This window comes from Serratia sp. 25CWL12, from assembly GCF_055790885.1.
Genome location: NZ_CM147698.1, coordinates 289,962 through 314,740, shown reverse-complemented (window position 1 = coordinate 314,740; position 24,779 = coordinate 289,962). Strand labels below are relative to the sequence as shown.

Annotated in this window: 25 protein-coding genes, 1 tRNA gene and 5 pseudogenes; 15 read left to right on the top strand and 16 right to left on the bottom strand. The window is 47.1% G+C overall.

The annotated features are described in order from the left end of the window. The first annotated feature begins 63 nt into the window (after positions 1-63). The 3 genes from ACX9GV_RS01485 to ACX9GV_RS01475 all read left to right on the top strand — a co-directional run bounded on the left by ACX9GV_RS01485 (position 64) and on the right by ACX9GV_RS01475 (position 1,794). Positions 64-309, top strand: coding sequence for a hypothetical protein (locus ACX9GV_RS01485; RefSeq protein WP_473196801.1), 246 nt, complete (start codon positions 64-66; stop codon positions 307-309). A gap of 325 nt (positions 310-634) precedes the next feature. Continuing rightward, on the top strand, positions 635-1,450 hold the full coding sequence (locus ACX9GV_RS01480; protein WP_473196800.1) for a hypothetical protein: 816 nt from the start codon (positions 635-637) through the stop codon (positions 1,448-1,450). A gap of 2 nt (positions 1,451-1,452) precedes the next feature. Then, a complete protein-coding gene (locus ACX9GV_RS01475; protein ID WP_473196799.1) occupies positions 1,453-1,794 on the top strand; it encodes an immunity 8 family protein in 342 nt (113 codons plus the stop codon). A gap of 35 nt (positions 1,795-1,829) precedes the next feature. Here the strand turns inward: ACX9GV_RS01475 and ACX9GV_RS01470 are convergent, their stop codons facing one another. Next, the gene (locus ACX9GV_RS01470) at positions 1,830-2,132 is read right to left on the bottom strand and encodes a hypothetical protein (RefSeq protein ID WP_473196798.1); all 303 of its coding nucleotides are present in this window, start codon (positions 2,130-2,132) and stop codon (positions 1,830-1,832) included. A gap of 24 nt (positions 2,133-2,156) precedes the next feature. On the opposite strand from ACX9GV_RS01470, the gene ACX9GV_RS01465 reads away from it, so the two are divergent. Together ACX9GV_RS01465 and ACX9GV_RS01460 are read left to right on the top strand one after the other, a co-directional pair. Further along, complete coding sequence (locus ACX9GV_RS01465; RefSeq protein ID WP_473196797.1) at positions 2,157-2,351, top strand: DUF6862 domain-containing protein; 195 nt, start codon at positions 2,157-2,159, stop codon at positions 2,349-2,351. Positions 2,352-2,401: 50 nt separating this feature from the next. After that, positions 2,402-2,755 carry a hypothetical protein gene (locus ACX9GV_RS01460; RefSeq protein WP_473196796.1) on the top strand — a complete coding sequence of 118 codons (354 nt, stop codon included), beginning with the start codon at positions 2,402-2,404 and terminating at the stop codon, positions 2,753-2,755. A gap of 35 nt (positions 2,756-2,790) precedes the next feature. On the opposite strand, the pseudogene ACX9GV_RS01455 reads toward ACX9GV_RS01460, so the two are convergent. Then, positions 2,791-3,001: pseudogene (locus ACX9GV_RS01455) on the bottom strand (hypothetical protein); the annotation flags it as partial. Positions 3,002-3,595: 594 nt separating this feature from the next. Between ACX9GV_RS01455 and ACX9GV_RS01450 the strand changes: the two are divergent. Beyond that, positions 3,596-3,739, top strand: a pseudogene (locus ACX9GV_RS01450) (ash family protein); the annotation flags it as partial. A gap of 66 nt (positions 3,740-3,805) precedes the next feature. Then, a complete protein-coding gene (locus ACX9GV_RS01445) occupies positions 3,806-3,982 on the top strand; it encodes a hypothetical protein (RefSeq protein WP_473197948.1) in 177 nt (58 codons plus the stop codon). A 335-nt stretch (positions 3,983-4,317) separates the two neighbouring features. On the opposite strand, the gene ACX9GV_RS01440 is transcribed toward ACX9GV_RS01445, so the two are convergent. From ACX9GV_RS01440 to ACX9GV_RS01385, 12 genes and pseudogenes are all read right to left on the bottom strand, one after another. Then, complete coding sequence (locus ACX9GV_RS01440) at positions 4,318-5,640, bottom strand: type II toxin-antitoxin system HipA family toxin (protein WP_473196795.1); 1,323 nt, start codon at positions 5,638-5,640, stop codon at positions 4,318-4,320. Between the two features lie 4 nt (positions 5,641-5,644). Next, a complete protein-coding gene (locus ACX9GV_RS01435; protein WP_473196794.1) occupies positions 5,645-5,950 on the bottom strand; it encodes a helix-turn-helix transcriptional regulator in 306 nt (101 codons plus the stop codon). Positions 5,951-6,209: 259 nt separating this feature from the next. Next, positions 6,210-7,286 carry a protein adenylyltransferase Fic gene (gene fic, locus ACX9GV_RS01430; protein ID WP_473196793.1) on the bottom strand — a complete coding sequence of 359 codons (1,077 nt, stop codon included), beginning with the start codon at positions 7,284-7,286 and terminating at the stop codon, positions 6,210-6,212. A 259-nt stretch (positions 7,287-7,545) separates the two neighbouring features. After that, positions 7,546-7,940 (bottom strand): annotated as a pseudogene (locus ACX9GV_RS01425) (DUF6088 family protein). Between the two features lie 214 nt (positions 7,941-8,154). Continuing rightward, a pseudogene (locus ACX9GV_RS01420) lies at positions 8,155-8,232 on the bottom strand (Arm DNA-binding domain-containing protein); the annotation flags it as partial. 588 nt (positions 8,233-8,820) lie between these two features. Beyond that, positions 8,821-9,017, bottom strand: a pseudogene (locus ACX9GV_RS01415) (IS630 family transposase); the annotation flags it as partial. A 253-nt stretch (positions 9,018-9,270) separates the two neighbouring features. Further along, complete coding sequence (locus tag ACX9GV_RS01410) at positions 9,271-10,569, bottom strand: hypothetical protein (protein WP_473196792.1); 1,299 nt, start codon at positions 10,567-10,569, stop codon at positions 9,271-9,273. A gap of 484 nt (positions 10,570-11,053) precedes the next feature. Beyond that, complete coding sequence (locus ACX9GV_RS01405) at positions 11,054-13,396, bottom strand: primase-helicase zinc-binding domain-containing protein (RefSeq protein ID WP_473196791.1); 2,343 nt, start codon at positions 13,394-13,396, stop codon at positions 11,054-11,056. Between the two features lie 14 nt (positions 13,397-13,410). After that, complete coding sequence (locus ACX9GV_RS01400; RefSeq protein WP_473196790.1) at positions 13,411-13,734, bottom strand: DUF5375 family protein; 324 nt, start codon at positions 13,732-13,734, stop codon at positions 13,411-13,413. Further along, the gene (locus ACX9GV_RS01395; protein ID WP_473196789.1) at positions 13,731-13,955 is read right to left on the bottom strand and encodes a hypothetical protein; all 225 of its coding nucleotides are present in this window, start codon (positions 13,953-13,955) and stop codon (positions 13,731-13,733) included. The genes ACX9GV_RS01400 and ACX9GV_RS01395 overlap by 4 nt, the downstream gene beginning before the upstream one ends. Beyond that, complete coding sequence (locus ACX9GV_RS01390) at positions 13,955-14,503, bottom strand: host cell division inhibitor Icd-like protein (protein ID WP_473196788.1); 549 nt, start codon at positions 14,501-14,503, stop codon at positions 13,955-13,957. Before ACX9GV_RS01390 ends, ACX9GV_RS01395 begins: the two co-directional genes overlap by 1 nt. After that, positions 14,500-14,760, bottom strand: a complete 261-nt coding sequence (locus tag ACX9GV_RS01385; RefSeq protein WP_473196787.1) for a helix-turn-helix transcriptional regulator — start codon at positions 14,758-14,760, stop codon at positions 14,500-14,502. The genes ACX9GV_RS01390 and ACX9GV_RS01385 overlap by 4 nt, the downstream gene beginning before the upstream one ends. Positions 14,761-15,652: 892 nt before the next feature. Between ACX9GV_RS01385 and ACX9GV_RS01380 the strand changes: the two genes are divergently transcribed. From ACX9GV_RS01380 to ACX9GV_RS01365, 4 genes are all read left to right on the top strand, one after another. Beyond that, the gene (locus tag ACX9GV_RS01380; protein WP_473196786.1) at positions 15,653-16,417 is read left to right on the top strand and encodes a septation initiation protein; all 765 of its coding nucleotides are present in this window, start codon (positions 15,653-15,655) and stop codon (positions 16,415-16,417) included. Next, positions 16,410-16,964 carry a phage polarity suppression protein gene (locus tag ACX9GV_RS01375; protein WP_473196785.1) on the top strand — a complete coding sequence of 185 codons (555 nt, stop codon included), beginning with the start codon at positions 16,410-16,412 and terminating at the stop codon, positions 16,962-16,964. The genes ACX9GV_RS01380 and ACX9GV_RS01375 overlap by 8 nt, the downstream gene beginning before the upstream one ends. Before the next feature lies 1 nt (position 16,965). Next, the gene (locus ACX9GV_RS01370) at positions 16,966-17,241 is read left to right on the top strand and encodes an Ogr/Delta-like zinc finger protein (RefSeq protein WP_473196784.1); all 276 of its coding nucleotides are present in this window, start codon (positions 16,966-16,968) and stop codon (positions 17,239-17,241) included. Positions 17,242-17,806: 565 nt separating this feature from the next. Further along, complete coding sequence (locus ACX9GV_RS01365; RefSeq protein WP_473196783.1) at positions 17,807-19,066, top strand: hypothetical protein; 1,260 nt, start codon at positions 17,807-17,809, stop codon at positions 19,064-19,066. A gap of 85 nt (positions 19,067-19,151) precedes the next feature. Here ACX9GV_RS01365 and ACX9GV_RS01360 read toward each other — a convergent pair whose 3' ends face one another. Both ACX9GV_RS01360 and ACX9GV_RS01355 read right to left on the bottom strand, forming a co-directional pair. Continuing rightward, positions 19,152-20,099 carry a tyrosine-type recombinase/integrase gene (locus ACX9GV_RS01360; protein ID WP_473196782.1) on the bottom strand — a complete coding sequence of 316 codons (948 nt, stop codon included), beginning with the start codon at positions 20,097-20,099 and terminating at the stop codon, positions 19,152-19,154. 162 nt (positions 20,100-20,261) lie between these two features. Beyond that, positions 20,262-20,346 (bottom strand) — tRNA-Leu (locus tag ACX9GV_RS01355). 281 nt (positions 20,347-20,627) lie between these two features. On the opposite strand from ACX9GV_RS01355, the gene deoC reads away from it, so the two are divergent. The 4 genes from deoC (at position 20,628) to ACX9GV_RS01335 (ending at position 24,693) form a co-directional block, all read left to right on the top strand. Continuing rightward, positions 20,628-21,341 (top strand): deoxyribose-phosphate aldolase, encoded by a 714-nt coding sequence (deoC, locus tag ACX9GV_RS01350; RefSeq protein ID WP_473196781.1) that lies wholly within the window; start codon positions 20,628-20,630, stop codon positions 21,339-21,341. Positions 21,342-21,429: 88 nt separating this feature from the next. After that, the gene (locus ACX9GV_RS01345) at positions 21,430-22,962 is read left to right on the top strand and encodes a xylulokinase (RefSeq protein ID WP_473196780.1); all 1,533 of its coding nucleotides are present in this window, start codon (positions 21,430-21,432) and stop codon (positions 22,960-22,962) included. Next, positions 22,959-24,290 carry an L-fucose:H+ symporter permease gene (fucP, locus tag ACX9GV_RS01340; protein ID WP_473196779.1) on the top strand — a complete coding sequence of 444 codons (1,332 nt, stop codon included), beginning with the start codon at positions 22,959-22,961 and terminating at the stop codon, positions 24,288-24,290. Before ACX9GV_RS01345 ends, fucP begins: the two co-directional genes overlap by 4 nt. Before the next feature lies 1 nt (position 24,291). Next, positions 24,292-24,693 (top strand): VOC family protein, encoded by a 402-nt coding sequence (locus tag ACX9GV_RS01335; protein WP_473196778.1) that lies wholly within the window; start codon positions 24,292-24,294, stop codon positions 24,691-24,693. Positions 24,694-24,779 lie beyond the last annotated feature (86 nt).

Sequence of the window (24,779 nt, the reverse complement as noted above, 5' to 3'; positions counted from 1 at the left end):
GTTCGCATAATCCGCGTTATGTCTTGCGCCCCCGCAGTCAGGTAGTCCGGTGTCGGTTGTGGGTTGGCGCTCCGTGTTGGCAAGTGCGGAGTGGCGCGCCAGTCGCTGCGCTCCTGCCGCTATCAGGTTCAGCACGCCACAACACCAGCCCGAGAGGCGCGCCGCTCGCAAGCTCCCGCCGCTGTTGGTAACAATGGCAACCTCAACCAAGGTCAACAGCATCAAGGGTTGTCGGCCTGGCGGCCTCCGCTTAAAAAGTTAATGCCCGCCCGGCTGCGTCTGGCTGCGCCGGGTCGTGCCCCGCGATAAAGAAGCGGGTCACTCCTTCCCGTCTCGCCAGCTTCCGCGCCCACCCGAAGAAGCCACACCGTGGGCTAGGCCCGCCCACACCGGGCCAACGCCTCAGCGCTAGGCTGCCAAAACCCCCGGCAGCCTGGCGCCTCACCGTTCTGATAAAAACCGCCCACTAATGGAAAACCGGAAACGGGCTGCTATGATGTGGCGGCAATCGCTCTTTAACAATGTTGGGGAAAATGGCGTAACAGGCTGAAAACGCGCGTCTGGGCAAAAAGTTGTCTGTAGCAAAATGCACTGGCAAAAAACGGTTGTAACTGGCTGATGGCACAGGGAAAAAGTGAGTTCGACAGCCAACTTCACGGCGGAGCAAGTTGTTGTGGAGAATAACGCGCTGAGTGATGTTCATAATGCGCTGGCCGCTGGGAAGACACCAGAACAACAGGCTAAAGAGCGCGTTGAAGAACAAAATGAACGGTACAGACAGGAAAACTGTGCCGGAATGAGCGCAGAAGCCTGTTCGGTGAAGATGTATGAGCAACGCAGAGAAGAGCTCAAAGATATCCTGTCAACGGGTGCGGATTTTGTGCCGATTGTTGGTGATATCAAGAGTTTTGTGGAAGCGCAGAGTGCGCTGGATTATCTGGTTGCAGCGATAGGGATTATCCCTGGTGCGGGTGATGCAGCAGGTAAAGCAATCAAGGCAGCAGAAGCAGCACTGAAGAAAGGTGACCTTGCTGAAGCGTCAAAATTTATCAACAAGGCCAGTGATGAGGTATCAGCAAGTAATGCAGCAACATATCCGAAGCTGAAAGACGACCTACGGCAACAAAATCTTAATAACATTGCTAAACAAGACTCTCGGTTAGAAATTGCAATGAAAGGAGATGGCACTGGAAATCTGAATTTCGGAATGGGTACTGGCTCACGAGAAGAAGCTGATAGATTAGGAATGATCTGGTTAGGTGATGGCGCGAAAAAAACCAGTGGTAATGGATGGATTAGTGCTGATGGTACACGCGGTTATCGGCCACCATCGCCTAAAGATAGCTCTTTCGCCACAACAGGAACACAAGCGAATTTTGAAACCTACGAAATTAGCTCATCAGGGAAAGCCGTCAAAGTAGGCAATGGACATCTAAATATTACGGATTAAAAATGAAGGCAATACTAAAAAATATTGATTGTACTCATCATGATTTCAATATGTATTTACCTGAAAAAGATGAAACAGCAATCACGTTAACATTAACGATAGGTACTGTTGACTCAGTTGGGGGAGATAATTTTGATGTATTTATCTGTACCCCCGAATGGCTGTGTAAACACCATTGGTCACCTGAGTTAATGCGTCATACTCTGTTGGTTCGCAAGTATGATCTTGATGAGATTACCAAAACCATCACAGATTATATTGACCAGTGTGAAGGCAATGACTGGATGGATATCGCCCAAAAGCTCTCCCGTGTCTTTGCTTGGGAATATGAAGACTACCAATAAAAAGCAACCCCAGCCATCGGCTGGGGTTCTTACTTTTAAGCCTCAAACCCTCCCTCTTCCTGCCGCTGCACCCGAATAATCCCCGGTGCGGCGGTGAGGACCAGTTGTTCAGCGTTGGTTATGCCGGACTCGGTTAGCCAGTCGCCAGCAATCACCAGTTCACCGTTATCCCGCACCCAATCCGCCCCCAAATCTTGCCGCTGTTGGCTGGCCTCACAGAGTTGTTGCCAAGTGGCCTCATCGGTGACGGTAGTGACCCACAATGTGCGGTTCCTTAACGTCAGTTGCAACGGGGTGCCGGTGGTAAAACCCAGTGCAGCCAGTGGCTTGCCGGACAACGTTAACTTAGGACGACAACTACCTTGACACTTACCGATCTGAGCAGCACGGAAAAGAGCCGCCAGACGTATCTCAACAACAAACAGAACCTGATGCCAGAAGAGCAGAAAGATAAGGAGGCGTTAAATCGTAAGGATCTGGAAAGTGATCTGGCTGTTTACGCAGCCTGTACTGGCAAAGGTGGTGACTGTCAGGTAGAAAGAGCGAAAGCGAAGTAAAGACATTGCCTAAATCGCAACAAGATAAAATCATTATTATGAGGTGAGACATGGGAGCTTATTTTGGTATTGGTTATAGAGCTTTAAATAATAACTATGGTGAGCGAAATTTAAGCGTAGTGCTAAATCGTCAAGCATCCGATGTATTGGAAGCGTTACTTGATGAAGTATTACAGGATAATTATCCTGTAATACATGAAAAAATCATGGAAGTTCAGGTTCTTGATCAGATAAATTTCAATGAGTTGAGTAAATCTGAATTTAATACAGCTATTAAGGTTATTAGGGAATACTTAGCTGCTCGAAAGGAAACAAGTGAAGGGCAGTTATACCAAAAACACATATGGGAAGACGAAATAGAGCCCCTTATTCAGCAAGATGAACGTTACCAACCGCAAAGTTAAGGCAGTAACCCCGGCCTTAGCCGGGGTTACAACATTTAAGCCCTAAATCCGCCCTCTTCCCGCCGCTGCACCCGGATCACCCCCGGTGCAGCGGTAACCTCCAGTTGTTCAGCGTTGGTAATGCCGCTCTCGGTCAGCCAGTCGCCAGCAATTACCAACTCGCCGTTCTCCCGCACCCAGTCCCCCCAGATCCGGGCGGTCTTGGCTGGCTGCGCACAATGCTTGCCAGGTGAGATCATCGGCCACGGTTGGCCTTGATAAGGCCTAACTGCTCCAGTCATTGATAGTCAGTTACGGCAACGGATTTAGCCTGCCGCTGGTGGTTCTGTCATCCACAATGCTCTTGCGCGTTTGAGGTATGGCGGGTTGTGATATATCTAAAGACACTAACACTCTCGTACCATGGCTACGTATTGATACATGGCTGAACAATAATTACTGATGGTTTTTGGTGCAACAATTCCTTTCAGCCGAGTTTTGATGCACTCGACATCTTCTACATTTCTGAGCGTTTGGGAGCTAATCTCTATCTCAAGGTGACGAGCTACAGAGTTGAGGGATGACACGTAAGAATCCACCGAACTTGCAACCTCCTGCGGTCAAAATTGGCTCCCGCGCTGTGGCATGGGTGTAAAACGAAATAAATGAATGGATCGCTGAACGTATCAACAAACGCGAGGAGACGCGCAAATGATACATTCTTATTTTTTTCTGGCGGGCCATTTACGATATAATGCTGATGCTGCGGCAAAATCCGCAGCCGGAATTGGCGTTCCGAACAAAAGTCTGGGGCCTGAATATACGCGTCATGCGTATTGTTGTTCAGGCAAGCATTGAGTCATGCCTTCAATGGTGGCTCGTGCGGGGCTCCCGAAAGGGAGGCCGGTAGCCAGACTGTCCGGTAACGCCAACCCTGCACGGGCTACCACCCAAGAGGTTGGCGTCTCTGCTGGTAGCTATCTACGAAGCTACAGTCTGGAGGCGGCCCTATGGCTACTACCCTTCCTTTTTTATACCTGCAATTCTTCAGTTCTTCTGCGGGGGTGCATCATGTATGACCCCACACCACTTACGCTAAAAGAACTCGCCGATCAGTGCCGGGCGTTGGCTTATGCCATCATCGAACTGAGTAATCCCCTCGCTAAAGAACTGCTGACATTTATCCTGTGGGAGCGGCTCAACCAGTTGAATCAATCACTGGAAACGGAGGTGCCTAGCGATGAGTAAATTTATCTCGGATACCCACTCTTCTTCTCTGCTTGACCGCACAACAAAAAATGCGCATCAGCGGCATTACCTTTGATGAGGGGAACCTTCTGTTAACGCTGCATCGTGCTTCCGGTGAGCACATCACACCGTTACCACACCGAAACAAAGTAGGGGATTAACTGGGGGACAAGTGGAGGAATCTGGCTATTGGGTCATGATATTTGGCATGTTCCCCCACTTCCCAGATGTATATATACGCTAAGTGAGGGAAACTTTATGATCGTTTGCCTTGCTCACTCACCATTTGATGACTGCCCTGCCTAGAGGACGAATTGTTTCTCTTATTTACGATGCTATTCCTGTAACCGACCACATTGTTGCCGCATACCATCAAAAATACATTCCGCAAGATCTAATGGAAACGACTCTGGTAGCAACGCAGATACACGTTCAATAACCTCAGGTGTTCTGGATATAATTTCATCCATCATGGATTCAACCTGTAATCTGCCCAAGCCGGTTAATGCACCCTGCTTGATCCAATGCCGCCGTTGAATTCTATACAACTGGTAATAATTACTGCTACCACGGACTGCCATTGCCAGTTTGCACTTCTGCCAAGAAATCTGGTTATTATCAGAGCCAATGACTGGCCATGCCGATAAAACATCATACAGAGGCGTAAGGTGATAACGACCTTGTGGCTCAATAGCGATACTGAAATTTTTGGCATGCCCATCCGTGGCCGCTATCAGCCAGAAAATAATTTGCGCCATAAAGAACAACGCTTTGTCCCGTTCAGCCCGGTCTGAATGACTGAGTATATCCATAATATCGGAAATACCCGGCCCACCATCAGACTGGTATTTTCGGAGTGGAGAAACCCCCAGAGCCTGACACATATCCTCTTGTGGCAAGCGAACAATCCATTGCCGATCCCCCGACCATCTCCTGTCAAAACGCTCAACAACCAATGCTTTCTGTTCTTCAAACTGCGCGATCTGCGTTTTTGCTACAGGGAGCCCATACTCCTCAAGGATCAAAGAACATAGCCATTCATTTTCAACCGAGGTACTCATATTCGTTTTCATATTACCAACCAGCCCGAGTGGTAACTTGAAAATATGCGTCGTTGGGGTGCTACCTTCTGGCAAACACCATTGTTCTTCATGCCACAGTAAAGCCGTTTTTTCTTGCGCTCCGGCAATTGATAAGCGCAAATCGTCAGTATCATCCTGCCGACCAGGTAACAAAGCTGCCGTAGTATTACGCAATCTTGTGGCTATCTCTGCATCAGAAAGCGGACGATAGTTTATGGAGAATAAATCTGTCGGTTCTTCATCAACATTCAATAACTGTATCGCACCAACACAATCTCTTCCCAACTCAGCCAACAGATCAAAAGGATCAAGGCTTGCTGCCTGGTAACGCATGGCTAAACGCCTGCGAATACCTTCGCTGTCAGGCAATAAATTATCAAAATAGTCGCGTACCACGTTGCCGCGCCAAAGCTGATTGCCGGGAGTGAAAAGCAAAGAGAGCGATAAAGGTCTGCCCTGTTCATCAGCAATCCATTCCGGGAGGTATTGCAGACGATCTTCGCCTTTGACCTTTTCCCAGAATCCAACCTGGATCCCATTCATCCATAAAGCTAAACGCTGTTGTGTACGACGCATATCATCACCATTTTTCCCGTCGGGCAGGAGAATCTATTGGTTTTGCTGCCCCTTCCATTGTTGAAGATGACGCAGATAACAGCCCTCTTGGTTCAGAAGAGAGCACCACTTCAACCCCCAGTAAAGTAAGCACCTTAAACAAACGCTCAATACTGGCGCTTCCAGGGTTTGCTTCCAGACGGGCATAGGTTTGCTGTGTGACACCTAACCTTTCAGACACTTCTTTTTGCGTCAACCCATTCGCCTTGCGAAAGCCAATCAGCAATGGACGCAACTGATTCAAGGTTTTCAACGGATAAACAGTATTCATAATGCAATTACCATTGTTTTAGACGCTTATACATACTATAGGCTGTTTTTGAACAATACAACTTACAAGCTGTAAAACAATAAAACAGCCTATAGGCTGTAAAAAATGGCAGAATTACCTCCTGCACGCTGTTCTGGGGACATAACGAGGAGGTAAATCCTTCCGCTTTGCGCCCTAACATCACGATCTCTTTCTGAAAATGGAAGTAAGGATACTGGCTGTTTTACAAACTACAGGAATTCACAGGATAAAATTCACGTTACTGACTCAATTCACGCAGCAGCCGAGTGTTGATATACAGCTTTTCACGGCCAACACTCATTTCCTCCAGTACTCCAATTTCGACCAAATTCTTGAGATACGTTGATGCCGTCTGGCGCTTGGCAACACCGCGTGCGACAAGGTTATCGATCCGACAATATGGTTGTGCGAAAAGCGCCTGCACAAGTTCATGAGTGTAGATTTTCGGTAGCTTCTCGCGAACATACTCTGTGGTTTCTGTCATCAATGCCCTAATAACCGCTATTTTATCAGTCGTCCATCGGGAGGTTCTCTCCACAGCCTCCAGCATAAATAATATCCACGATTCCCAATCACCCTCCTCTGTCACCTTACGCAGGAGCGTGTAGTAATCATCGCGTCTCTCCAAGATGAAGCGGGATAAATATAGGATAGGTAACGAAAGCAATTCGCTCTGGATCAGATACAGAATATTCAGGATACGGCCCGTTCTCCCGTTCCCATCATGGAACGGGTGGATGCACTCAAACTGGTAGTGCGCAATAGCCATTTTTACCAACGGATCTAAATCATCATCACCATGTATAAACTGCTCCCAGTTCGCCAGTAAATTACGAATGCAGTCTTCACCCGCCGGCGGCGTATACACCACGTTATTATTCTGATCACGTAATACCGTGCCAGGCGTTTTCCTGATATCAGTTTGAACTGCACGTAATTTGGTGCAGATAGCTACCGCTGTGTTTGTACAGAGTGGATAGGCATCAAGGTGGGTATAGCCATCATAAAGCGCTGTACGATAGCGTAGCGCTTCTTTAGTCGCCGGATCTGCGCCATCTGCACGGTCAGCATACTGAAAGAGTTGATCGCTGGTCGTTACGATGTTCTCTATGCGCGATGAGTCCTTCGCTTCCAGCATTGGAAGGATGTTTATCAGCAACCCTTGGTCGGGGATCAGCTCACCGGCAGTTTTCAACTCAGCGATTGCTGCGCGCGCACGTATGCACGCTTTAAGTACACTGCGCGTTTCAATGCGCTCCAGGTCAGGCGGCAATATCGGCAGGGCATTGTATGGGGTTTCTGGATCCCAGTTCATATGTTTATAAAAACCGTTTTAATCGACATATAGCCATAATATGTCGATGCCATAGACATGTCACGACATCATGTTTAAAAAATCACGTTTTGTCGACATATTCTAAGATGTATAACCTAGGCTATCTCAACCCAGCTACAACCATTCACATGGCTCCAACGAGGATACTGTGATTGGCTTTCACCTCAGAGAAAACTCGCCAATTGCAACAGATTCAATTCGCAGTGCGTCAGCAATATCCGGGGGTAATGTTGTTGAATCATCCATTTAATTTGCTGCTCCCTACTGATAATGTTCTCTTAAAACGTGGTGAAGTCTTGATTTCCAGTGATGCGGGGATCTGATTAGATTTACCGCTATTGTAGGCGCTTGTCGCCCCCACCAGGCGATAATCCACTTTCAGGCGTTCCAACGCCTCAATCACCACTGCGGCAGAACCACCTGGAGCGGCAGGCATTAACTTGCCAGTAATCGCATTTTGCCGCGCTTTGGTGTAGACGCCATAGCCTACTTTCAACAGTTGCCCTTCCTTCACCAATTCGCGCAGTGCTCTACCAACCTGATCGTAACCAGCAAGATCTTTGAAATCGTCACGAGTGAAACATAACGCTTTGAGCGTTTCAGTCGTGACTGAATACGTGCTTTTATCGTCATGTGTTCTTGACCCGCCATCTCCAGACAGCTTTTATCGTCATGCTACCTCCTTTGACCATTTATTTATCATGGCAAACATACGACATTTTTAACAACAAACGTACGACACCCACTCTAGCGCATGGCCAGTGTTACTATCTAATGTTTGGCGATAAAAGAGGTGGAATGTGAAGGGGGGCCTAAGCACTTAGCATTTCTAGAACCATTAGGATCACAGGCCATGCGCATCCGCGAGTTTGTAGGCTTTCTCGCGAGGCTTGGCAGTCTTAGCGACAATGTCTGTCAGGGCCATAATTGGGGTCAACTCCTAATCGAAGTGGGCTGCCCCTCATCTTGACCCCCCAAATCATCTGGCTGTCAATGGACGGGGAAAGACCATGGCGGATAAAACAGACAAATCAGGAAGGAATGGCATTGAATTTTATTTATTATTAAACAATAAGATATGGATGTTAATGGAAGATTTCAGGCATAAAAAAACCACCCGAAGGTAGCTTGATTTCATACTAATGGTGCGAAGGCCGGACTCAAAACCAACCTTAAGATAATGAAATTAAAGATATATTTAAAAATTATTTTTTATATGCCCCCTTTTATGCCCCCATAGCTTACTCTACTCAAAATGAATTCAACTCATTGTTTATAAAAAATAAACTTTTAATATTACCTTTTCCGGCTAGGTTCCGTGTCTCGGAACCTAACCGGCACATTACCACCCTCATATAAAAACTTTTTTTATGAAAAACAGGTCACACTGTTCACTAAAGAATTATATCTAATATATTCAGCCAGTTAAGCCGTGATTACACTGTGAACAGTGAACACTTCACTGTTCATTTTTGATGATTTGCAGGAAAAAATGACTGGCAAGTACTGGTTAAGCTCGTCCAAGTGAAATACTTTCCAATCCTTCATAGCCGCATGATGTGAACAAATTCACCCACAGCCCGACAGAGGAACAGGCAGCCATAAGGTCTTAGCTACGTAAGTCAACGTGTTGCCACGGTGTAACATCAACATGGCGATAAGGCGTCTGGCATAATTTTTATCTGGCATTTTTTGGATAATTTGTTGCATCTGGCGTCGTTCATGTTGAGGATGGATACCATAATCACCATTACTCAGTGCAGTTGTGAGAATTTGCGATATTTGACGATTGATTAGATCGATTAAACCTGCTTGAGCTTCCTTCAATTACCGACTATTTGACACAGACATTTAGCAATAATCATATTCGAGTATTTAAATATGTAGATTTTATTCTCGTGATAGAGTCACTCCTTAATCTGTTTTTTCATTGCTAACTTAATCACCATAAATAATTACATTTTCATTTTAAGGAGATTAAAAAATCGAAAGTGCAACCATCTATTTCATTAATGAAATCCTCTTTTTCTAAGGTTATACTGTATTTTTCATCTTTTATTTCCACCTTGTCAATGATTTTTCTAACATCTGGAATTTCTAGATTACTATTTGTAATAGCTTTGCTAGTAAGCATTGAAATGGCAATATTAATAAAGTTAGCTGATTTTTCTGAAATAGGTGCTTTATATATATATGCTCGCAGCTTGAGTTTTTTAACTGCAGTTTCATTACCATATATATAGTATAAAATATAATCTGTAGTATATGAATTATCAATAATGTCTAACGTTGGACTGAATGCCCACCACCCATCATTAGTAGGATGATAATCATTTGTGGATAAATTTATTTCTTTTAGAAAGTGTCGTGACAAATAGGGGGACCACCCGTCATAACTATAGTGTGGGGATAGATGTAACTCCATATATTTCCTTTTTTTAATTTCACGTATCTTTTCTCTTATTTCCTTAATATTCTTTAAGCCGTTAGCTTCCCTAACCCAACGATGCAACCCCTCTATATCACTTCTGAAATTTAGAAATGATATTAGCTTTGCTTTTTTTAATAGCTTATCGTCATTTATTATGAAATTAAGGCCAATAAACTCCGTTTCATATCTTTGGTATATATATAAAAAATAAAGAAATGGCAGGTATGTTAACGAGAGGATTATAGGGGTAAGAAATTCAGTTAGGTTTTTCTTTGTAAATGTTTCTGAAAATGATTCCAATGAAATATATAAGGAGTGTGTGAAATAAATTATAACTATAATTGATAATGTATAGGTCAAAAAGGTGATGGTAATATTAGCATTCTTATTATGCTTCCCTACTATCATCATGGAACATATCATGAATATGATAGGGATTAGAATTAACTCTATAATTAAAGAGAAGCTTTGCGACTCCAATATGAACATTAAAACAGCGGTTATTGTTACTGTACTCATTACTTTGTCTTTAAAATAATCATTGCATATTTTTATTTTATTTAGATCGAAAATAGTTGCAAATGCAAAAGTCACAACCCAAACTAAAGTTGTTTTTAAATTATCTAAGCCCCATAGACCTATTTTACTAAAAACCAATATAAAAATAACTATCCAAATAATTGATGCGCTAAAGACAATAATTATTTCCTTCTGTATCAATGTATGGAACATCTGAAAAAACACTAGCCTTATATCTCTCTTCGTCATTAAGAATGTAAATACTATCGAAAACCATATTATTGTAGCAAGCTCTCTATTATTAATATCCATTTAAAAATTCCAAAATCGACTTTATATAGTTATGACTAATTATAATGAGTTTATCGTGAGAATTATATGGCCCGTAGACTACGCTTAGAAAACTGACTTTGTTAGATAAGCATTTACGCATAAAAAGATTTATATAAAAACCATTCATACTGTTCACCCAATGACTTTATTCAATTTATTCATTAGGTTAAGCCGTGATTAGCCTGTGATCAGTGAACACTCTACTGTTCATTTTAGATGATTGGCAGGAAAAAAGATCGGCAAGTGCAGGGCAAAATACAAAAAACCAGTCAAGGCTGGCTTTGTCGTTTCAGTCAATGGGATGGAGATTGAGGATAAGGCCCGCAAGCAGGCCATAATGATCACCGCAATAGTTCCCTGGTGTTGGTGTATGCGGTTTGTACAATGGACTATAAATGCCCCACCATGGCAGCGTCCAATGGGTTAGGCAGATCAATAACGGCGTATTGATCGGTAAAAACGATCATGCGCCTCCCTCCTTTGATTCGCTCTCACATTTTGGCAACCAGTCAGCGTTGCTTTCCTCTTTCAGTGCGAGGTTGGTCTGCATGCCCTGATTCGTCCGTCGTTTCTCGTAGTTAATCCCATACTCTTTCAGCATGGCGGCCAACCCCTTACCGAACATGGTCAGGCTAAGCGTGTTTTTATAGCCATGCGCTTCCATGTATACCAAGTAAGCGTGATACAAATAAACGCGAGGCCGCCGTGGGATAATGTTGGCATTGCCCATATACATTCCGTCTGCCGCTGGCAGGGCTTCAAGGTAGCCGCAAAAATCAAAGGTCGGATCAGCATCACGTTTGATACTGAGCGCCTCATCGGAATTTTGCTGGGATTGCAGCAATGCGCGAGCACGCATCGGATCGCTGAATTTCTTCATAAGCTGGCGCACGATAACAGCCAGTTCCTGAGCGATTTTTTCCTTAAGCTGTGGATCCCGTTCTGCTGGCGCTATCTGTTCAGGAAAGTGCAGGATAACCCGACGGCGGGATACGCCCCCACTGCGATCAGTAAAGCGCATGGGGTGATTGTTCACCGCCAATATGACCGCTGGGATATGGGTGGAAAAGGCATCTTTGTATTTTGGATCAACTGAAACCGCATCACCGCCAGTAATGGCCTTTAAACCGGCGCCATCACCACTCCACTTTTCCTGGTCAGGTAGGCGAATAAGCGAGAAACCAATCAGGGCGGCCCGTTCACGGGGTGATTCCAGTGTATTAATATCAGCCGATGTCGCGTTATCTTCACCGGCCAACAGGGTTGCGATTTCCGCCAGAATGCTTTTACCACTCCCTCCCGGCCCCGTGACCTCAAGGAAAAGCTGCCAGTCATAGCGGTTTGCCAACACCATAAACAGCGCAGCGAGTATCACATCGCGTTTTTCCGCCTGACGAGCCGCCGCACGGTCCAGCCAGCGCCAAAAATTCGGCGCATGGGTTTCCAGCGTTTCCCCTTCCACGGGTGGGGTAAAATCCACATCACACAGGGTGCGCAACCAATGCGATTTATGATGTGGGCTAAAGATACCGCTGACGGTATCCAGCACACCATTGCGAAAACCGATCAGATGCCGTGCAGGAACAGCCTGCTGCGGGATAATCAGTTTTAATGTGTCCACCACCGTGGCAATTTGTGTAGATGAGAACGACGCATCCAGGCGTAGAAAAAGATCGGCTATACCGCGAGCAAATATGTACGGAGAAATAACCTTCCATATACCGGCTTCATAGCGTGACAACAGCAAACCGTTAGCATCCACGGCCAACGATTCACCATAATGCTCATACAATCGCATCGCTTTCTTACTGATACTCAGAGCGCTAAATTCTGCCTCGCTCATGGTATCAAAGGGGCTGGCCCTCGGTGGCTTGATGGCGTCATAAATCGCCTTGCGGGTGGCTTCCTCCCCCTGCTGTATAAAAGCATCATTCCAGTCACCAAATACCGGCGGTAGGGCAACAATGCCCTCGCAAGTTTCTGCGGCTGCTACAGCTTTGCTTTGGCCGTCACCATTAAGGTCACGGTCAGCAGCGAAAACAATCTGACAGGTCGAATACTTTTGCCGAACAAAGCCAGCCAGAGAAAGGAGGTTCACCGATGACAGTGCCACCACTACCGTTTCACCGGTCAGGTGATGAACGGTGAGCGCAGTCGCGTAGCCCTCCGCTATCCACAGGCGTTTTCCTGCCTGTTTCAGCCCTTCGATAGTATGACATGCCCCTTTCACTTGGCCGCCTTTCAGCGTGCGCTTTAGGCCGTCTGAATTAATCAGTTGGAGGTTAACCAGTGCCCCGCTGTTGTCATACAACGGCACCACAAAATCACCGGCACGATAGGTGACGCCGCCGGTTTTGTGCATAGCTGTTAACATTAAGCCAGCATGAGCAGGAAAACCCTTGCGGGTCAGGTAAGCATTACCGGTCCCCTTGCGGGTTTTCTCCATCAGCGATGAGGTCAGCTCGGCGGCGTTCTTCTGGCTTGCCTCGGTTTCGGCCTCCGTGGTCGCGATCACTTCCGGCACCATCGGTGGCAGGCTGCCGGTCACCGCGTTCACCTTGCTGGCCGCCTCTGATGGACTCACGCCAAAGACTTTCTCAACCAGTGTTAAACCATCACCGGCACCGCATTGATTACAGAACCACGTTCCTCGTCCTTCTTTATCGTCAAAGCGGAAACGGTCAGTACCGCCACACACCGGGCAAGGCTGATGGCGGTTTTTCACCACGTTCATCCCCAATGCGGGGAGAATACTCAACCAGTGCCCACGCGCCATTTTTACGGTATCCGTTACATTCATTTTCATTGCGTTGGCTTCCCTCAGTGCAGTACTGGTGCGGTGATGTGACGAGCACAGAGCTCATCCATCACTGTCAGCCCGAGAAAAGAGAGAGACGGCGCGCCCTTGAGGGGGCCCGCTTCCATTAAATCTTCCAGCAGGGCACAGGCAATCCGGCTACCTTTTTCTTCACCGTACTGGCGAAGGTAGAACCCCTCCAGCTCGGCGGCGATGGCGTCTTCCAACATCTCCATGGTCAGATGCAGATGGCGATGTTGATGTTCGCAGAGGTCGAGCCAGGCGCAAGCCACTGCACGGCGATAAAGCGCAGCACGACGGGCCAGAAGCAGGGTATTTGATTTCATTGCACCACCTCCTGACACATCAGGTCACCATAACAGCGCTGCACCACGCCATCGAGTTGCTCTGTCATGAGGAAAATCAAGGAAACCAGTTGTTCCTGCTGAACCTCTAAGGGCTTTTCGTAACAGGTCTGGAGGGCTGCCATCTCGGTGACAAAATCACCCACATTGCGCAAATGTTCGAGACGTGCGATGTCGGCACTAGAAATAGTCGTCTGATTCATCACCGTACCTCCCCAGCCGGTAAGCGCGCAGCAAAGGAAAGCACGTAATCAGGTGCCAGTGAACGGCGCGCAGAACGTTCATCACTGGAGAGGGTGCGAAGCATAGAGATAGCTTGTGTAGGGTCTACGCGACGAACGGCAGCAAACACAAAGACAAACTGCGGGTGTGACGGGGTGAGGGTCGTAGCCATGGCGGCAACCTCCAATAAGTAGCGATTGATGCCACCACCGGAGTTCCTACGCTCATGGGTGGTGACCCGAACGGGGGTAGGAATACCGGCCTTATTGGAAACCGGCCAGCCCGAAGGCTGCCCCGCCCGGGCCACCATTATCTGACAAGGCCAGAGGTATAAACCCCATGACCCGAAAAATGGGTATGCCTGAGCAACGACGTAAAAAAAGACGCATGGCGCGTCTGTTGTCGCCAATAAGTAACTCGGGTTCCTACGCCCGGCTGCCGATTTTTCGACAGCAGGAAAACTATACTCGTGAACGCTAACTGGAAGCAAGCAAGAAAAAAGGGCTGGCTGGGGAATAGGGGCCATCATGTATCACATCCTTGCTGTCTGGCCGCGATACGCACAGCCATCCACGCATTGACTTCCGACTGCAACCAAGCAACATTTTTTCCACCTAGCGATACCTGCTGCGGGAAAGCATCGCGGCTGATAAGGTCGTAAATGGTTGAACGCGACAGACCGCACAAATGCATGACTTCGGGCAGGCGTAAAAATCGCTCCTGTTGAGCAGGAACAGGCAACGGGGGAGCAGCGGGAACGGGAGTAGAAACAGAAATATTATGCATTTGGCTACCTCTCTATAATATTTGCATCAATCCGGACAAAACCGTCCAATTTCAGGTAGCTCCTTATTATATACATATCACCTGCCATAACATGCTTTATATTTTCAAGGGAGAATTGACAGTTTTAATAAGGTCAACCCAGACAATTAATGGCAATATTATTCATAACAGTGGCAATGTATACGGGAGCAAAAAAATAAAATTCATGTCACCCAGTACAACGGGGGGCTTTGTTAACCGACTAGCTAAAACCAAAGGCCATCAGCCTAACCCATTAGATTTAAAACAAATTAAAACCTCATAAAAACCGCAATAATAAAAAGCCTGCAATAAGAAAGAGAGTAGTATCTCTAATAAATTAAAACTTGATGAGTCCGCCGATGTGCGAATGAATTCATTGGGTTCTCATTGGGTTTATTTTTATAAAAAGCCATCAGAAATGCAATACCATACAAACAAACACAGCGTACATTAAATGCACAAAAAAATTATCCTGCCTTTTTTAATAACACCGCGTAATACCTATTAATACTAGGGAATGGTGAGGAGTAAAAAGCAACTTATTATATGGAATAAGGAACCTATTTTTTATAAAAAAATATTATCAATGCCATTTTCCAAGCCGTGAACAGTGGTGAACAGCGGATGAATACTTTATTTTACACTATTCACCCTATAACCATATGTATTTACTATTCTTTTCTTTAAGTGAATAGTAGTGAATAGTAGTGAATAGTTTATAGATAAACTGAAACTAATAAGCCACATCGCCCTTTGCTCTGGCTTGCCAGAAAAAAGTCTTTGTCTGGATGCTGGCACAATTCCCCTCGGTAGTCCGCTTGTATGAGCGTCGGCACAATTGACACGACGGCAATGAACAAATGGAGTAACCATGAAAACGCACGACCAGAACCCACACACTGACAACATCGCTACCCTTCCCGCAGAAATCCAACAGGCGTTGGATCAGGTCAATCAAGCCAAAGCGGTCTGGCACGAAAAGCGACGTAAGCAGGATGAAGCCAATGCCATGGCCGAAACCATCCGTAAACGTCGAGATGAAACCGACGCTGAAGCCAAGGCATTAAACAAAGAATGGCGTGACCTGTTTCGCCAAAACCAGGGTGCTATGACAGCGCCGATGAAGAAATTGCGCACCGAAGTTGCACTGGGGCGGGAAACCCTGGAAGAATTTGATGAACTACTGCAAGCCCATGCTGCCGAAACGGAGTTTTTACCGTGGCATACAGGAGATGCCGCTCGTCATTACATTGCTCAGCATAACCACCTCATTGCATGTTATGCCAACTGGTTATGGACACAGTTTGAGAAGGAGCACAGACAGCACCTGATACAATTACTGAGTCTTCTTCAGCTCACACTCGGGCGCAACGCAAGCATCGGCACTGGAGTAGTCCATTCAATCAACGACCCTGAAACCATACTGAAGGACTTCATCGCAGATAAAATCACCAAACCGGCTCTCAACCACCATGCATTTGATCAGGACGACCCTTTTCTTCGTCAGGTGGGCATATATGCCGATCAACAGGCACACACAGATATCAAAAATGCACCGAGCCCAGCCGCACGTTCACGAATAATGATACGGAGGGAACTGAAGGCTAAAGCTAAGGAGGAAGCGACGGATGAATAACATGCCATCGCCCCAAGAAGCATTACACGATTACCGTGTAACTGCTCAGAATTGGCTTACGCTTCGTAGCGCGCAAAGTTCAGCCCAATTCGAGCTTGGCGCATTGGTGAGCTCGGACGAGAAAAAGGCCCACCATGGCACCCAGTTTGCCGATATCCGTGAACGGCTGGCGGTGTTCGAATGGCAAATCAACTGTGCTGCACGCGACAGCCTGTATGCTCACCGCTGGGTTGTGGATGCCTGCGTCAATGATGCCATAACGGCACTGATGCAAGCCCATGGCCAAGTACTGGTTAATGCGCTAGCACCTTATCTAAACGGGCCTAATGGGCTGGAAGCAGCGATGAACGTATTACGTGCGGCCATCGTTCATCAGGCCGAGATCCAGCGGCCAGTCATACAGGAACGCTACCGCACCATACTTGAAGAAACCGGCTTAATGGCTGACGGCTCAATGCGTGCGGATGCCACGGTAAGCTATACCCCTGCAAAGCATAAAGTTTTTCAGGACCGGCTCACCCGCCTCAAGGCTAGAGGAGTTGCGTAATATGGCTCACAAATGCCCTGAATGTGGTTCAATGGCATATACCAGAACCAGCTCTTATGAAGCCCCAACAGTGAAGCGCTCATGGTATCAGTGCCGGAATATTGAATGCTCGTGTACCTTCACCACGTTGGAGAGTATCGACAAAATAATTGTAAAACCGCTACATCATGAACAGGCTGCTGCCAGCATGCCAGAGGAGCCAGTAAACCAGCGACGCACGCTGGGCCGATATGGTTCAGCCTGTAAGCTGTCATCTCGACAACAAATCCCTGTTTGATTTTATTTCTACCGTTTCCGCCGGCTATCATGCCGGTTTTTTTTCGTCTCTTTTTTCTGGCTAGCTACTCGCCTGGTGAGTGCATGTCTATGCTGCATGAAAACGCATGATTAAATGCACCACGATTTTTGCCACTCAGGCCAGCTACGGCGTGAAAAAACGCCTGTCATGCAGACGCATGAAAACCACTCTATGAAGCGGGCAGGCGTGGCGGGGCTATGAGCGCGCGCGGGTGTGCATTTAATTACGTGATAATATTGAGTGAGTCCGGCATGGTGGCGCTTAGTTTCGGTACCTCAACAAACGTCTATTATGGCTATCTAGGCGTAGCAAGCGGCTGAAAGCTTTACCACTCAAGTACAACCCCCCCTCTCGTTGAGTCTATTTTGTCATGACTTTGGTATCTCAAAGATATATCTTACATCTAACAAGATATCATTGACAAAGCTAAGACAATGAAGTTTATTAATTACATTATGATTTTTCGGCATAGGTAAGTATTTAATGACCACATTTACCTATTTTTATTTAATTTTTTGTTTCTCATAGAGTTAATGGAGCTAACGTGGAAGGAAAAATTTATACATCTGAGTACCTGCTAATTTTTTCTGAGGAAAGAAAACTAATGCAGAGTGAAGAGGATTTAATACGAGCCCTTCAATTAAACAACAAGCTCGATATAAATAAAAGAGCGGGTAGAAATCTCATCATCTATAATGACATCCAATTTTCATTGGATGTTAAGAAAATAAAGTCAAAAAATGAAGAATATCGAAGTTACTTTATAGAAATAGGCAACGATACCAACATTTTAAATGAAAAAGAAAAGTTAACAGTAAGAGATTTAAATAAGGAAGTAATCGAAACAATAAAGGAGTTGCAGCACTCGCAGTTAAATACACTGAGGGATGATCTTGCCACAGAGTTCTCCATAGAAGGATATAAGCACATCCATGAAATAGAAAACAAAATGAGGAAGCTAATTACAATATTCATGTCAACCAAGGTTGGACTTGAGTGGATAAAGTCAAATATTCCTCAGGAAGTAATTGATTCAATAAAAAACAAAAACTTGAAGTCAGAAACGCAATCAATAAATACATTCCTATCTGAGACGGATTTCATTCAATTATCCAAGTTTCTCTTTGATAAATACAGCACAATTAAAACTGCTGATGTTCATAGAATTCTAAATAGTACAAAAAAAACCATTGATATTGAGAAATTAATGGAGTTTGTACCGAGAAGTAATTGGCAGCGGTATTTTTTTCCTGAGGTTTACTCCAACATCACAGACACTAAAGAAATAAACAAAAAAGAAGAGAAATTAATTGATGATTGGGAGTCACTATACGAGCTTAGGAATAAGGTGGCACACAACCGCTTCATCAGCCACGAAGAGATTAAAAAAATAATCAGCAAGAAAAACAGTATAGATGAAGTAATTAGCGAAGCTTTAAATGCCATTGAGAAAATAGAAATAACAAAACAACAAGAAACAGAGATAAAGACGGAATTAAAATCAACTATTCATGAGGAAACAGGCGACACCGTAGATATAAACAAAGCTGAAGATGAAACCAATAAAACAGCAGATAAAAAGTTATTGAGTGACGGAGAGCTATACATTAAAAAACTAACGCGATTTATATATATGGATATTCATGACTCATATAGAAAAGAACTCAGGAAATACAGAAGCAAATTGAACGGGGCGGTTGAAAACTATAAAACATTACCAGACAACACTTTTTTACACAACATGTTGGAATTAGAGTTATCCAGAGCAAAAGATTATTTAAAAACGCTAACCCAAGTAATATAAAGGCATAGTGGACTTATCAAGAGATAAGTCCACTATTCAACTTGAGCTAGTCAATTAAAATCAATCCCACAAAGTAAGTATAAATTTATTTAGCGAAATCATAAGGTGAAACAAGTCTTATTCGATTTGCATCAAGAAAATTCGCCCACCACTGCACCATCAACCTACGTTCATCTAAATGCTCTGACGTGTGGATATAAGCCGCTCGCACATTATTACGCTCTGAATGGCTTAACTGACGCTCTATCGCATCATCACTCCACAACCCTGATTCACCCAATGCCCCACGTGCCATTGTTCTGAAACCATGACCACAGACTTCCGTTTTTGTATCGTACCCCATCGCAATCCGTGTCATTACTCGCCCACGGTAAGCAGCGAGGCGGCCAAGGAACTCAGGAAAACGGCTGGAAGGTAGCGCAGGATAATGTCGCGTTTTCGTGGTTGATAACGCGCCTGCCATATCACTGGCCGGATTTGAATCAATGTAATCATTCTGTACAGCATAGCGCATGATGCCCGTTACACGTTGCTGGAGACGCTGTGCAACATCATGCTTACCGCTGGCATCAACCTTTTTAATCGGGGCTAACAGGTGGCTGGTTTTGAGCTGGCGAATATCAGACGAGCCGATGTGGGGAAAGATATAAAGCTCAAGATAGCGAAGAACACGCGATCGATGATCTTCACCCCATCGTTTATTGCTGGCGTGCCATTCACGGGCGATAGTTTCAAAGGTATAAGCCCCTGCGTTCTCGGCCTGGGCTTCTTTCTGTTCGGCTTTTGGGTCGATGCCCTGCCCTAACAGCTTTTTTGCTTCATCGCGTTTTGCCCTTGCCTCAGCAAGCGTAACCGTCGGCCAGACACCAAATGCTAAGCGATCCTCTTTCTTATCTGAGGGGCGTCTGTATTTCATACGCCAATATTTGGAACCCTTAGCAGAAACCTCAAGATACAAACCGCCACCATCGGCCATCTTGTACGTTTTCTCTTTGGGCTTGGCTGTTTCGACTAGGCGGGCATTGAGTTTCATTTTGGGGGCACATTTCTTATCGAAGTCTGGTGCCCCCGATTATGCCCCCATCGATGCCCGGATTGCAACGGATGCACTCGGACTCTTTAGGACAAAAAAAAAGCCTTTCGGCTTTCTTTTTAGTAACTTATGGACTGTTACGGACGTTCTCGAACTACTTAATGGTGCCGAAGGCCGGACTCGAACCGGCACACCCGAAGGCGGTTGATTTTGAATCAACTGCGTCTACCGATTTCGCCACTTCGGCACTGAAGTAGTATGCGGAAAACGTGGGCATTATACCTGCCCGCTTCTCGCACGCAACACTTATCAAGCATTCAATGAATTGAATGTTGAAAAAAACGTCACTCGTCGAATTTTCCCGCTGCTCACGTCTATTTTTTGTGCCAAATCACCCGAATTGCCAATAACGAGCATAAAAACTGCAGAAGAGATCACATTTGCCAGAATACTCTCTTTTTAAATGCATATGAAAACAAGTAAGGTGCGAATATAAAATCAAATGAAAGCAAAAGAGAGATATCGACAATGAATGAAACTACAAAACGTATGGCAAGGCTGATCGACCTCAGTGCGGTGCAAGCCACCAATACCGAAGCTGATGTTCGCCACTGTGCCGAGCTGGCTAGCTGTTATCGCATCATTTCGGTTCATGTGTTGCCCTGCTGGACGCGCTTTCTAAGCACCCTACTGCCAGAGCAAGGTCGTGCCGATGTGATGATCGGGGGGCCGGTCGGTTTCCCCAGTGGCGGGCATGCGACCGATATTAAAGTGCAAGAGGTTCGCCAACTGATTACTGATGGCGCGCGTGAAGTGGATATGGTGGTGAATATCGGCAAGGTACTGTCTGGCGATTATGACTATGTGCGCCAAGACTTGCGCCGTGTGGTGGAGGCTGCGGCCCCTATTCCTGCCAAGGTGATTCTGGAAACCCACTATCTGAATGAGGAGCAGATCCGCAAGGTGTGCGATATCGCGGTGGAAGTGGGTATGGCTTGGGTAAAAACCTCTACCGGCTGGGCACCTACCGGGGCGACAACTGAAAAAGTCGCCATCATTGCCGATCAGTTGCGTGGCCGCATTCAGATCAAAGGGGCCGGTGGCATCCGTGATCTGGACACCGTGCGGGCACTGTATCGCCTTGGGGTACGCCGTTTCGGTATGAGCGCTGCCGCCACCGAAAAAGTGCTGGAACAGTTGGAACAAGACCCTGGTCTGTTCCCGGAACTGAACGATAACTAACTCCCCATGCGCTATGCGCTGTCTTTAGCGCTCCAGTTTAACGCTTCTCGGGGTGGCTCACGCTGCCCCCACCAGGAGTGATAATAATATGAAAGATTTACTTCTTACCCTTGATATTGGCACCGGCAGTACACGCGCCGGGCTGGTGATGTGCACCGGAGAAATCCTCGGCTTCGCCCAGCGTGAATACGATCAAATCACCCCTCAGGCAGGCTGGGCAGAACAGCCGCCATCACTCTGGTGGCAAAGTGCCTGTGAGTGTACGCAAGAGTTACTGGCCCGCTTTGCCGAATATCGCCCACGCATTGCTGCCGTGGGGGTTTGTGGTCAAATGCATGGCACCGTGTTGCTGGATGCCGATGGTAACTTGGTGGTTGACCGCGCCCTGCTATGGAACGACAAACGTTCCCAGCCACAGGTCGAACACTTTAAGCAGCAGCAAGACTCTGCGCCTTGGCTGGCTCTGCTCAATAATCCCCCCACTGCCGCTTGGCCCGCCTTCAAGCTGCGCTGGTTGCAAGAAAACCATCCTGAACTGTGGGCCCGTGTTGCCACCGTTTTAATGCCCAAGGACTACATCAATTTCCAGCTGTGTGGCGTACGTGCCACTGATTACAGTGAAGCCTCCTGCTACTACCTGATGGATAGCAACACCCTCGACTGGTCAGCCACTGCACTTGAGCAATTCAACGTTCGGCGTGATCAGTTACCCGCCCTGCATCTCTCCAGCGAGGTCATCGGCCAGATCAGTCAGGCTGCTTCTGCCGCCACCGGATTACCGCTGGGGATACCCGTTGTTGTGGGTGCCGCAGATATGGCCGCCACGCTACTAGGGTCGGGGGTTTATCAGCCAGGAACAGCGTCAGACAGTACCGGCACCTCCACTTTATTAACCATGGTCGCCAAGCAACCCTTGCTCGACCCATGGGTAAATAACCTGCACTTGGCCAACCCGGCTTGGGGGGGCTTTACCATTCTGGATGCGGGTGGCGATGCAATGCGCTGGGCACGGATGGCATTAAACGATAGTCGGCTCAACCACCAGCAGATGTTAGAGCTGGCGGCACAGGTCAAACCGGGGGCTGAAGGGTTGTTGTTCCTGCCTTATCTTACCGGCGAACGCCTGGCTGAGCAGACCAATTCCCGGGCGCAATTCTTCGGCCTGCAGCGCAAACACCGGCAGGAACATCTCTATCGCGCAGTGCTGGAAGGGGTGGCGCTGGCTTCACTGCGTAACTTGCAACAACTACGGCGCTGTGGTCAGGAACCGGACGCGATGATCGCCTCCGGCGGTGGTGCCCGCAGTGCCCTGTGGCTGCAAATCAAAGCCTCCGCCTATAACCTGCCCATCCTACAAACCCGTAATCAGGAAAATGGCACTACCGGTTGCGCCATTATCGCCGGGGTCGGAGTCGGTCTGTTCAGCAGTTTTGCACAGGGGGTGAGCCGTACCGTCAGTGTAGAACGGGAATTTATGCCAGACCCCAGGCTGCATCAACTCTACCTGCAATGTTTTGAGCTTTTTGAACAGCTCTATCGTCAGGCTCAACCCTTATACCAACAGCTTGATGCTATTAGCTCTTTCTCTTTTTCTACGGATAAAGGAACAACACCATTATGAGCGAATCCCTAATCAGTAAAACCACGACGGAACAACAAACCGCAGCAGAACATATTGATCGCAGTGCCTATCTCCCTGCGACCCCTTGGCTGCAACTGATGCTGGTTTGCTGTCTGTTCGCCCTGTGGGGCATGGCTGGCAACCTGAACGATATTCTCATCGCCCAGTTCAAGAAGGGGTTTGACCTGAGCGATACCCAAACAGCACTGGTGCAATCCATCTTCTTTCTCGGTTATTTCCTGGTGGCGCTACCGGCCGCGGCGGTGATCAAGCGTTACTCTTACAAAGTCGCCATTATTATTGGCTTGTGCCTGTATGCGCTCGGTTGTTTCCTGTTTATTCCTGCCGCACAAATCATGACCTATGGCGCTTTTCTGGCCTGTCTGGGGGTGATCGCTTCCGGGTTATCATTCCTGGAAACCTCCGCCAATACTTATTCCAGTTTGTTAGGGCCACTGGAAACCTCTACCCAGCGGATTAACTTCTCACAGATTTTTAACTCGTTGGGGGTGATCTTTGGTGTGCTCATCGGCCAGCAACTGGTATTTAGCAAAAACGACCCAACGCACGAGCAACTACTGCAAATGCCTGCCGAACTGGCTGAAGCAGCACGTACTCAGATGGTGTCGCAAGTCGTCACCCCTTATCTGATCATCGGGTCTGTTTTAGTGGTACTGGCGCTGATCTTTGTCGCCGTGAAATTTCCCGCCTGTAAAACCCAGCACTCAGCAGGGGGAGCCGGTAAGCCGCTCTCTCAGTCATTACGCATCCTGCTGGCAATGCCACGTTTTCGTCTCGGGGTTCTGTCCCAGTTTTTGTATGTGGGTGCCCAGGTAGGGCTGTGGAGTTTTACCATTCGCTTTGTGCAGATGATTGAGCATGGCACCACCGAGCACTCCGCCACGTATTGGCTGATCGCCACGCTGATTTGCTACTCAGCGGGTAAGGTGGTTACGACGGCATTAATGAAGAAGTTTAATCCGGCGCTGCTGCTGGGTGTGTTCTGCTCCATCTGCGTGCTGCTACTGTTGTTGGCGGTCAATATTCATAGTCTGTTCGCCGTTGTGGCCATTATGGGTGCCAACTTCTGCATGGCGCTGTGCTGGCCCACCAACTTCGGCCTGACCATCAAAGGGCTGGGGGAAGAAACTCAGGTGGCGGGTTCCATTGTGGTGATGTCGATTATTGGTGGTGCGGTAGTGCCGTTGGTCATGGGGATGATTTCCGACGCTAACGGCGGCAATATGCAAATTGCCTTCTCGGTGCCTTTGGTCTGCTTCGCTTATGTCGCCTTTTATGGCTTCTATTGTGTGAAGAAGGGGGTCTAACATGGCGTCGTTGATTTCTGGTCTGGCACATATTGGTTTGCGCAGTGCAGATATTGAACGCGCGACTCGTTTTTATCACTCATTGGGGTTTACCACTCAACAGTCACTGACCTCGGACTCGCCGCAAGGCTGCATTGAAGTACGTTTTCTGGCATTGGGTGAGCTGGTTCTGGAACTGTATCAGTTGCCTTGGCCAGGTAAGCAACGGGATGCGGCGAGCTTCGGCATCGACCATGTGGCACTGCGGGTGGACGATCTGGCGGCAAGCCAGCAATGGGTGGAACAGCTTGGTTACCCGGTAATCGAAGGGCCCACCCACCAACCCAGCGGGCGCAACGGTGTGCGTTACTTTATGATTGCCGGGCCAGATGGTGAAAGGGTCGAATTTAGCCAACCCTTGTAGGGTATCGCCAGTCTATACCCAAAATACTTCGAGTTGCTTGTAGGCAGCAACTGAGCGAATCCCCAGGAGCATAGATGACTATGTGA

What these genes read in the sequence shown, in the direction of transcription:
- ACX9GV_RS01380 (WP_473196786.1), top strand. Translation starts at nt 15,653, where the DNA reads ATGAAAACGCACGACCAGAACCCACACACTGACAACATCGCTACCCTT.
- ACX9GV_RS01435 (WP_473196794.1), bottom strand. Translation starts at nt 5,950, where the DNA reads ATGAATACTGTTTATCCGTTGAAAACCTTGAATCAGTTGCGTCCATTG.
- ACX9GV_RS01445 (WP_473197948.1), top strand. Translation starts at nt 3,806, where the DNA reads ATGTATGACCCCACACCACTTACGCTAAAAGAACTCGCCGATCAGTGC.
- deoC (WP_473196781.1), top strand. Translation starts at nt 20,628, where the DNA reads ATGAATGAAACTACAAAACGTATGGCAAGGCTGATCGACCTCAGTGCG.
- ACX9GV_RS01460 (WP_473196796.1), top strand. Translation starts at nt 2,402, where the DNA reads ATGGGAGCTTATTTTGGTATTGGTTATAGAGCTTTAAATAATAACTAT.
- ACX9GV_RS01385 (WP_473196787.1), bottom strand. Translation starts at nt 14,760, where the DNA reads ATGCATAATATTTCTGTTTCTACTCCCGTTCCCGCTGCTCCCCCGTTG.
- ACX9GV_RS01475 (WP_473196799.1), top strand. Translation starts at nt 1,453, where the DNA reads ATGAAGGCAATACTAAAAAATATTGATTGTACTCATCATGATTTCAAT.
- ACX9GV_RS01405 (WP_473196791.1), bottom strand. Translation starts at nt 13,396, where the DNA reads ATGAAAATGAATGTAACGGATACCGTAAAAATGGCGCGTGGGCACTGG.
- ACX9GV_RS01375 (WP_473196785.1), top strand. Translation starts at nt 16,410, where the DNA reads ATGAATAACATGCCATCGCCCCAAGAAGCATTACACGATTACCGTGTA.
- ACX9GV_RS01360 (WP_473196782.1), bottom strand. Translation starts at nt 20,099, where the DNA reads ATGAAACTCAATGCCCGCCTAGTCGAAACAGCCAAGCCCAAAGAGAAA.
- ACX9GV_RS01400 (WP_473196790.1), bottom strand. Translation starts at nt 13,734, where the DNA reads ATGAAATCAAATACCCTGCTTCTGGCCCGTCGTGCTGCGCTTTATCGC.
- ACX9GV_RS01335 (WP_473196778.1), top strand. Translation starts at nt 24,292, where the DNA reads ATGGCGTCGTTGATTTCTGGTCTGGCACATATTGGTTTGCGCAGTGCA.
- ACX9GV_RS01440 (WP_473196795.1), bottom strand. Translation starts at nt 5,640, where the DNA reads ATGCGTCGTACACAACAGCGTTTAGCTTTATGGATGAATGGGATCCAG.
- ACX9GV_RS01410 (WP_473196792.1), bottom strand. Translation starts at nt 10,569, where the DNA reads ATGGATATTAATAATAGAGAGCTTGCTACAATAATATGGTTTTCGATA.
- fucP (WP_473196779.1), top strand. Translation starts at nt 22,959, where the DNA reads ATGAGCGAATCCCTAATCAGTAAAACCACGACGGAACAACAAACCGCA.
- ACX9GV_RS01345 (WP_473196780.1), top strand. Translation starts at nt 21,430, where the DNA reads ATGAAAGATTTACTTCTTACCCTTGATATTGGCACCGGCAGTACACGC.
- fic (WP_473196793.1), bottom strand. Translation starts at nt 7,286, where the DNA reads ATGAACTGGGATCCAGAAACCCCATACAATGCCCTGCCGATATTGCCG.
- ACX9GV_RS01395 (WP_473196789.1), bottom strand. Translation starts at nt 13,955, where the DNA reads ATGAATCAGACGACTATTTCTAGTGCCGACATCGCACGTCTCGAACAT.
- ACX9GV_RS01370 (WP_473196784.1), top strand. Translation starts at nt 16,966, where the DNA reads ATGGCTCACAAATGCCCTGAATGTGGTTCAATGGCATATACCAGAACC.
- ACX9GV_RS01390 (WP_473196788.1), bottom strand. Translation starts at nt 14,503, where the DNA reads ATGATGGCCCCTATTCCCCAGCCAGCCCTTTTTTCTTGCTTGCTTCCA.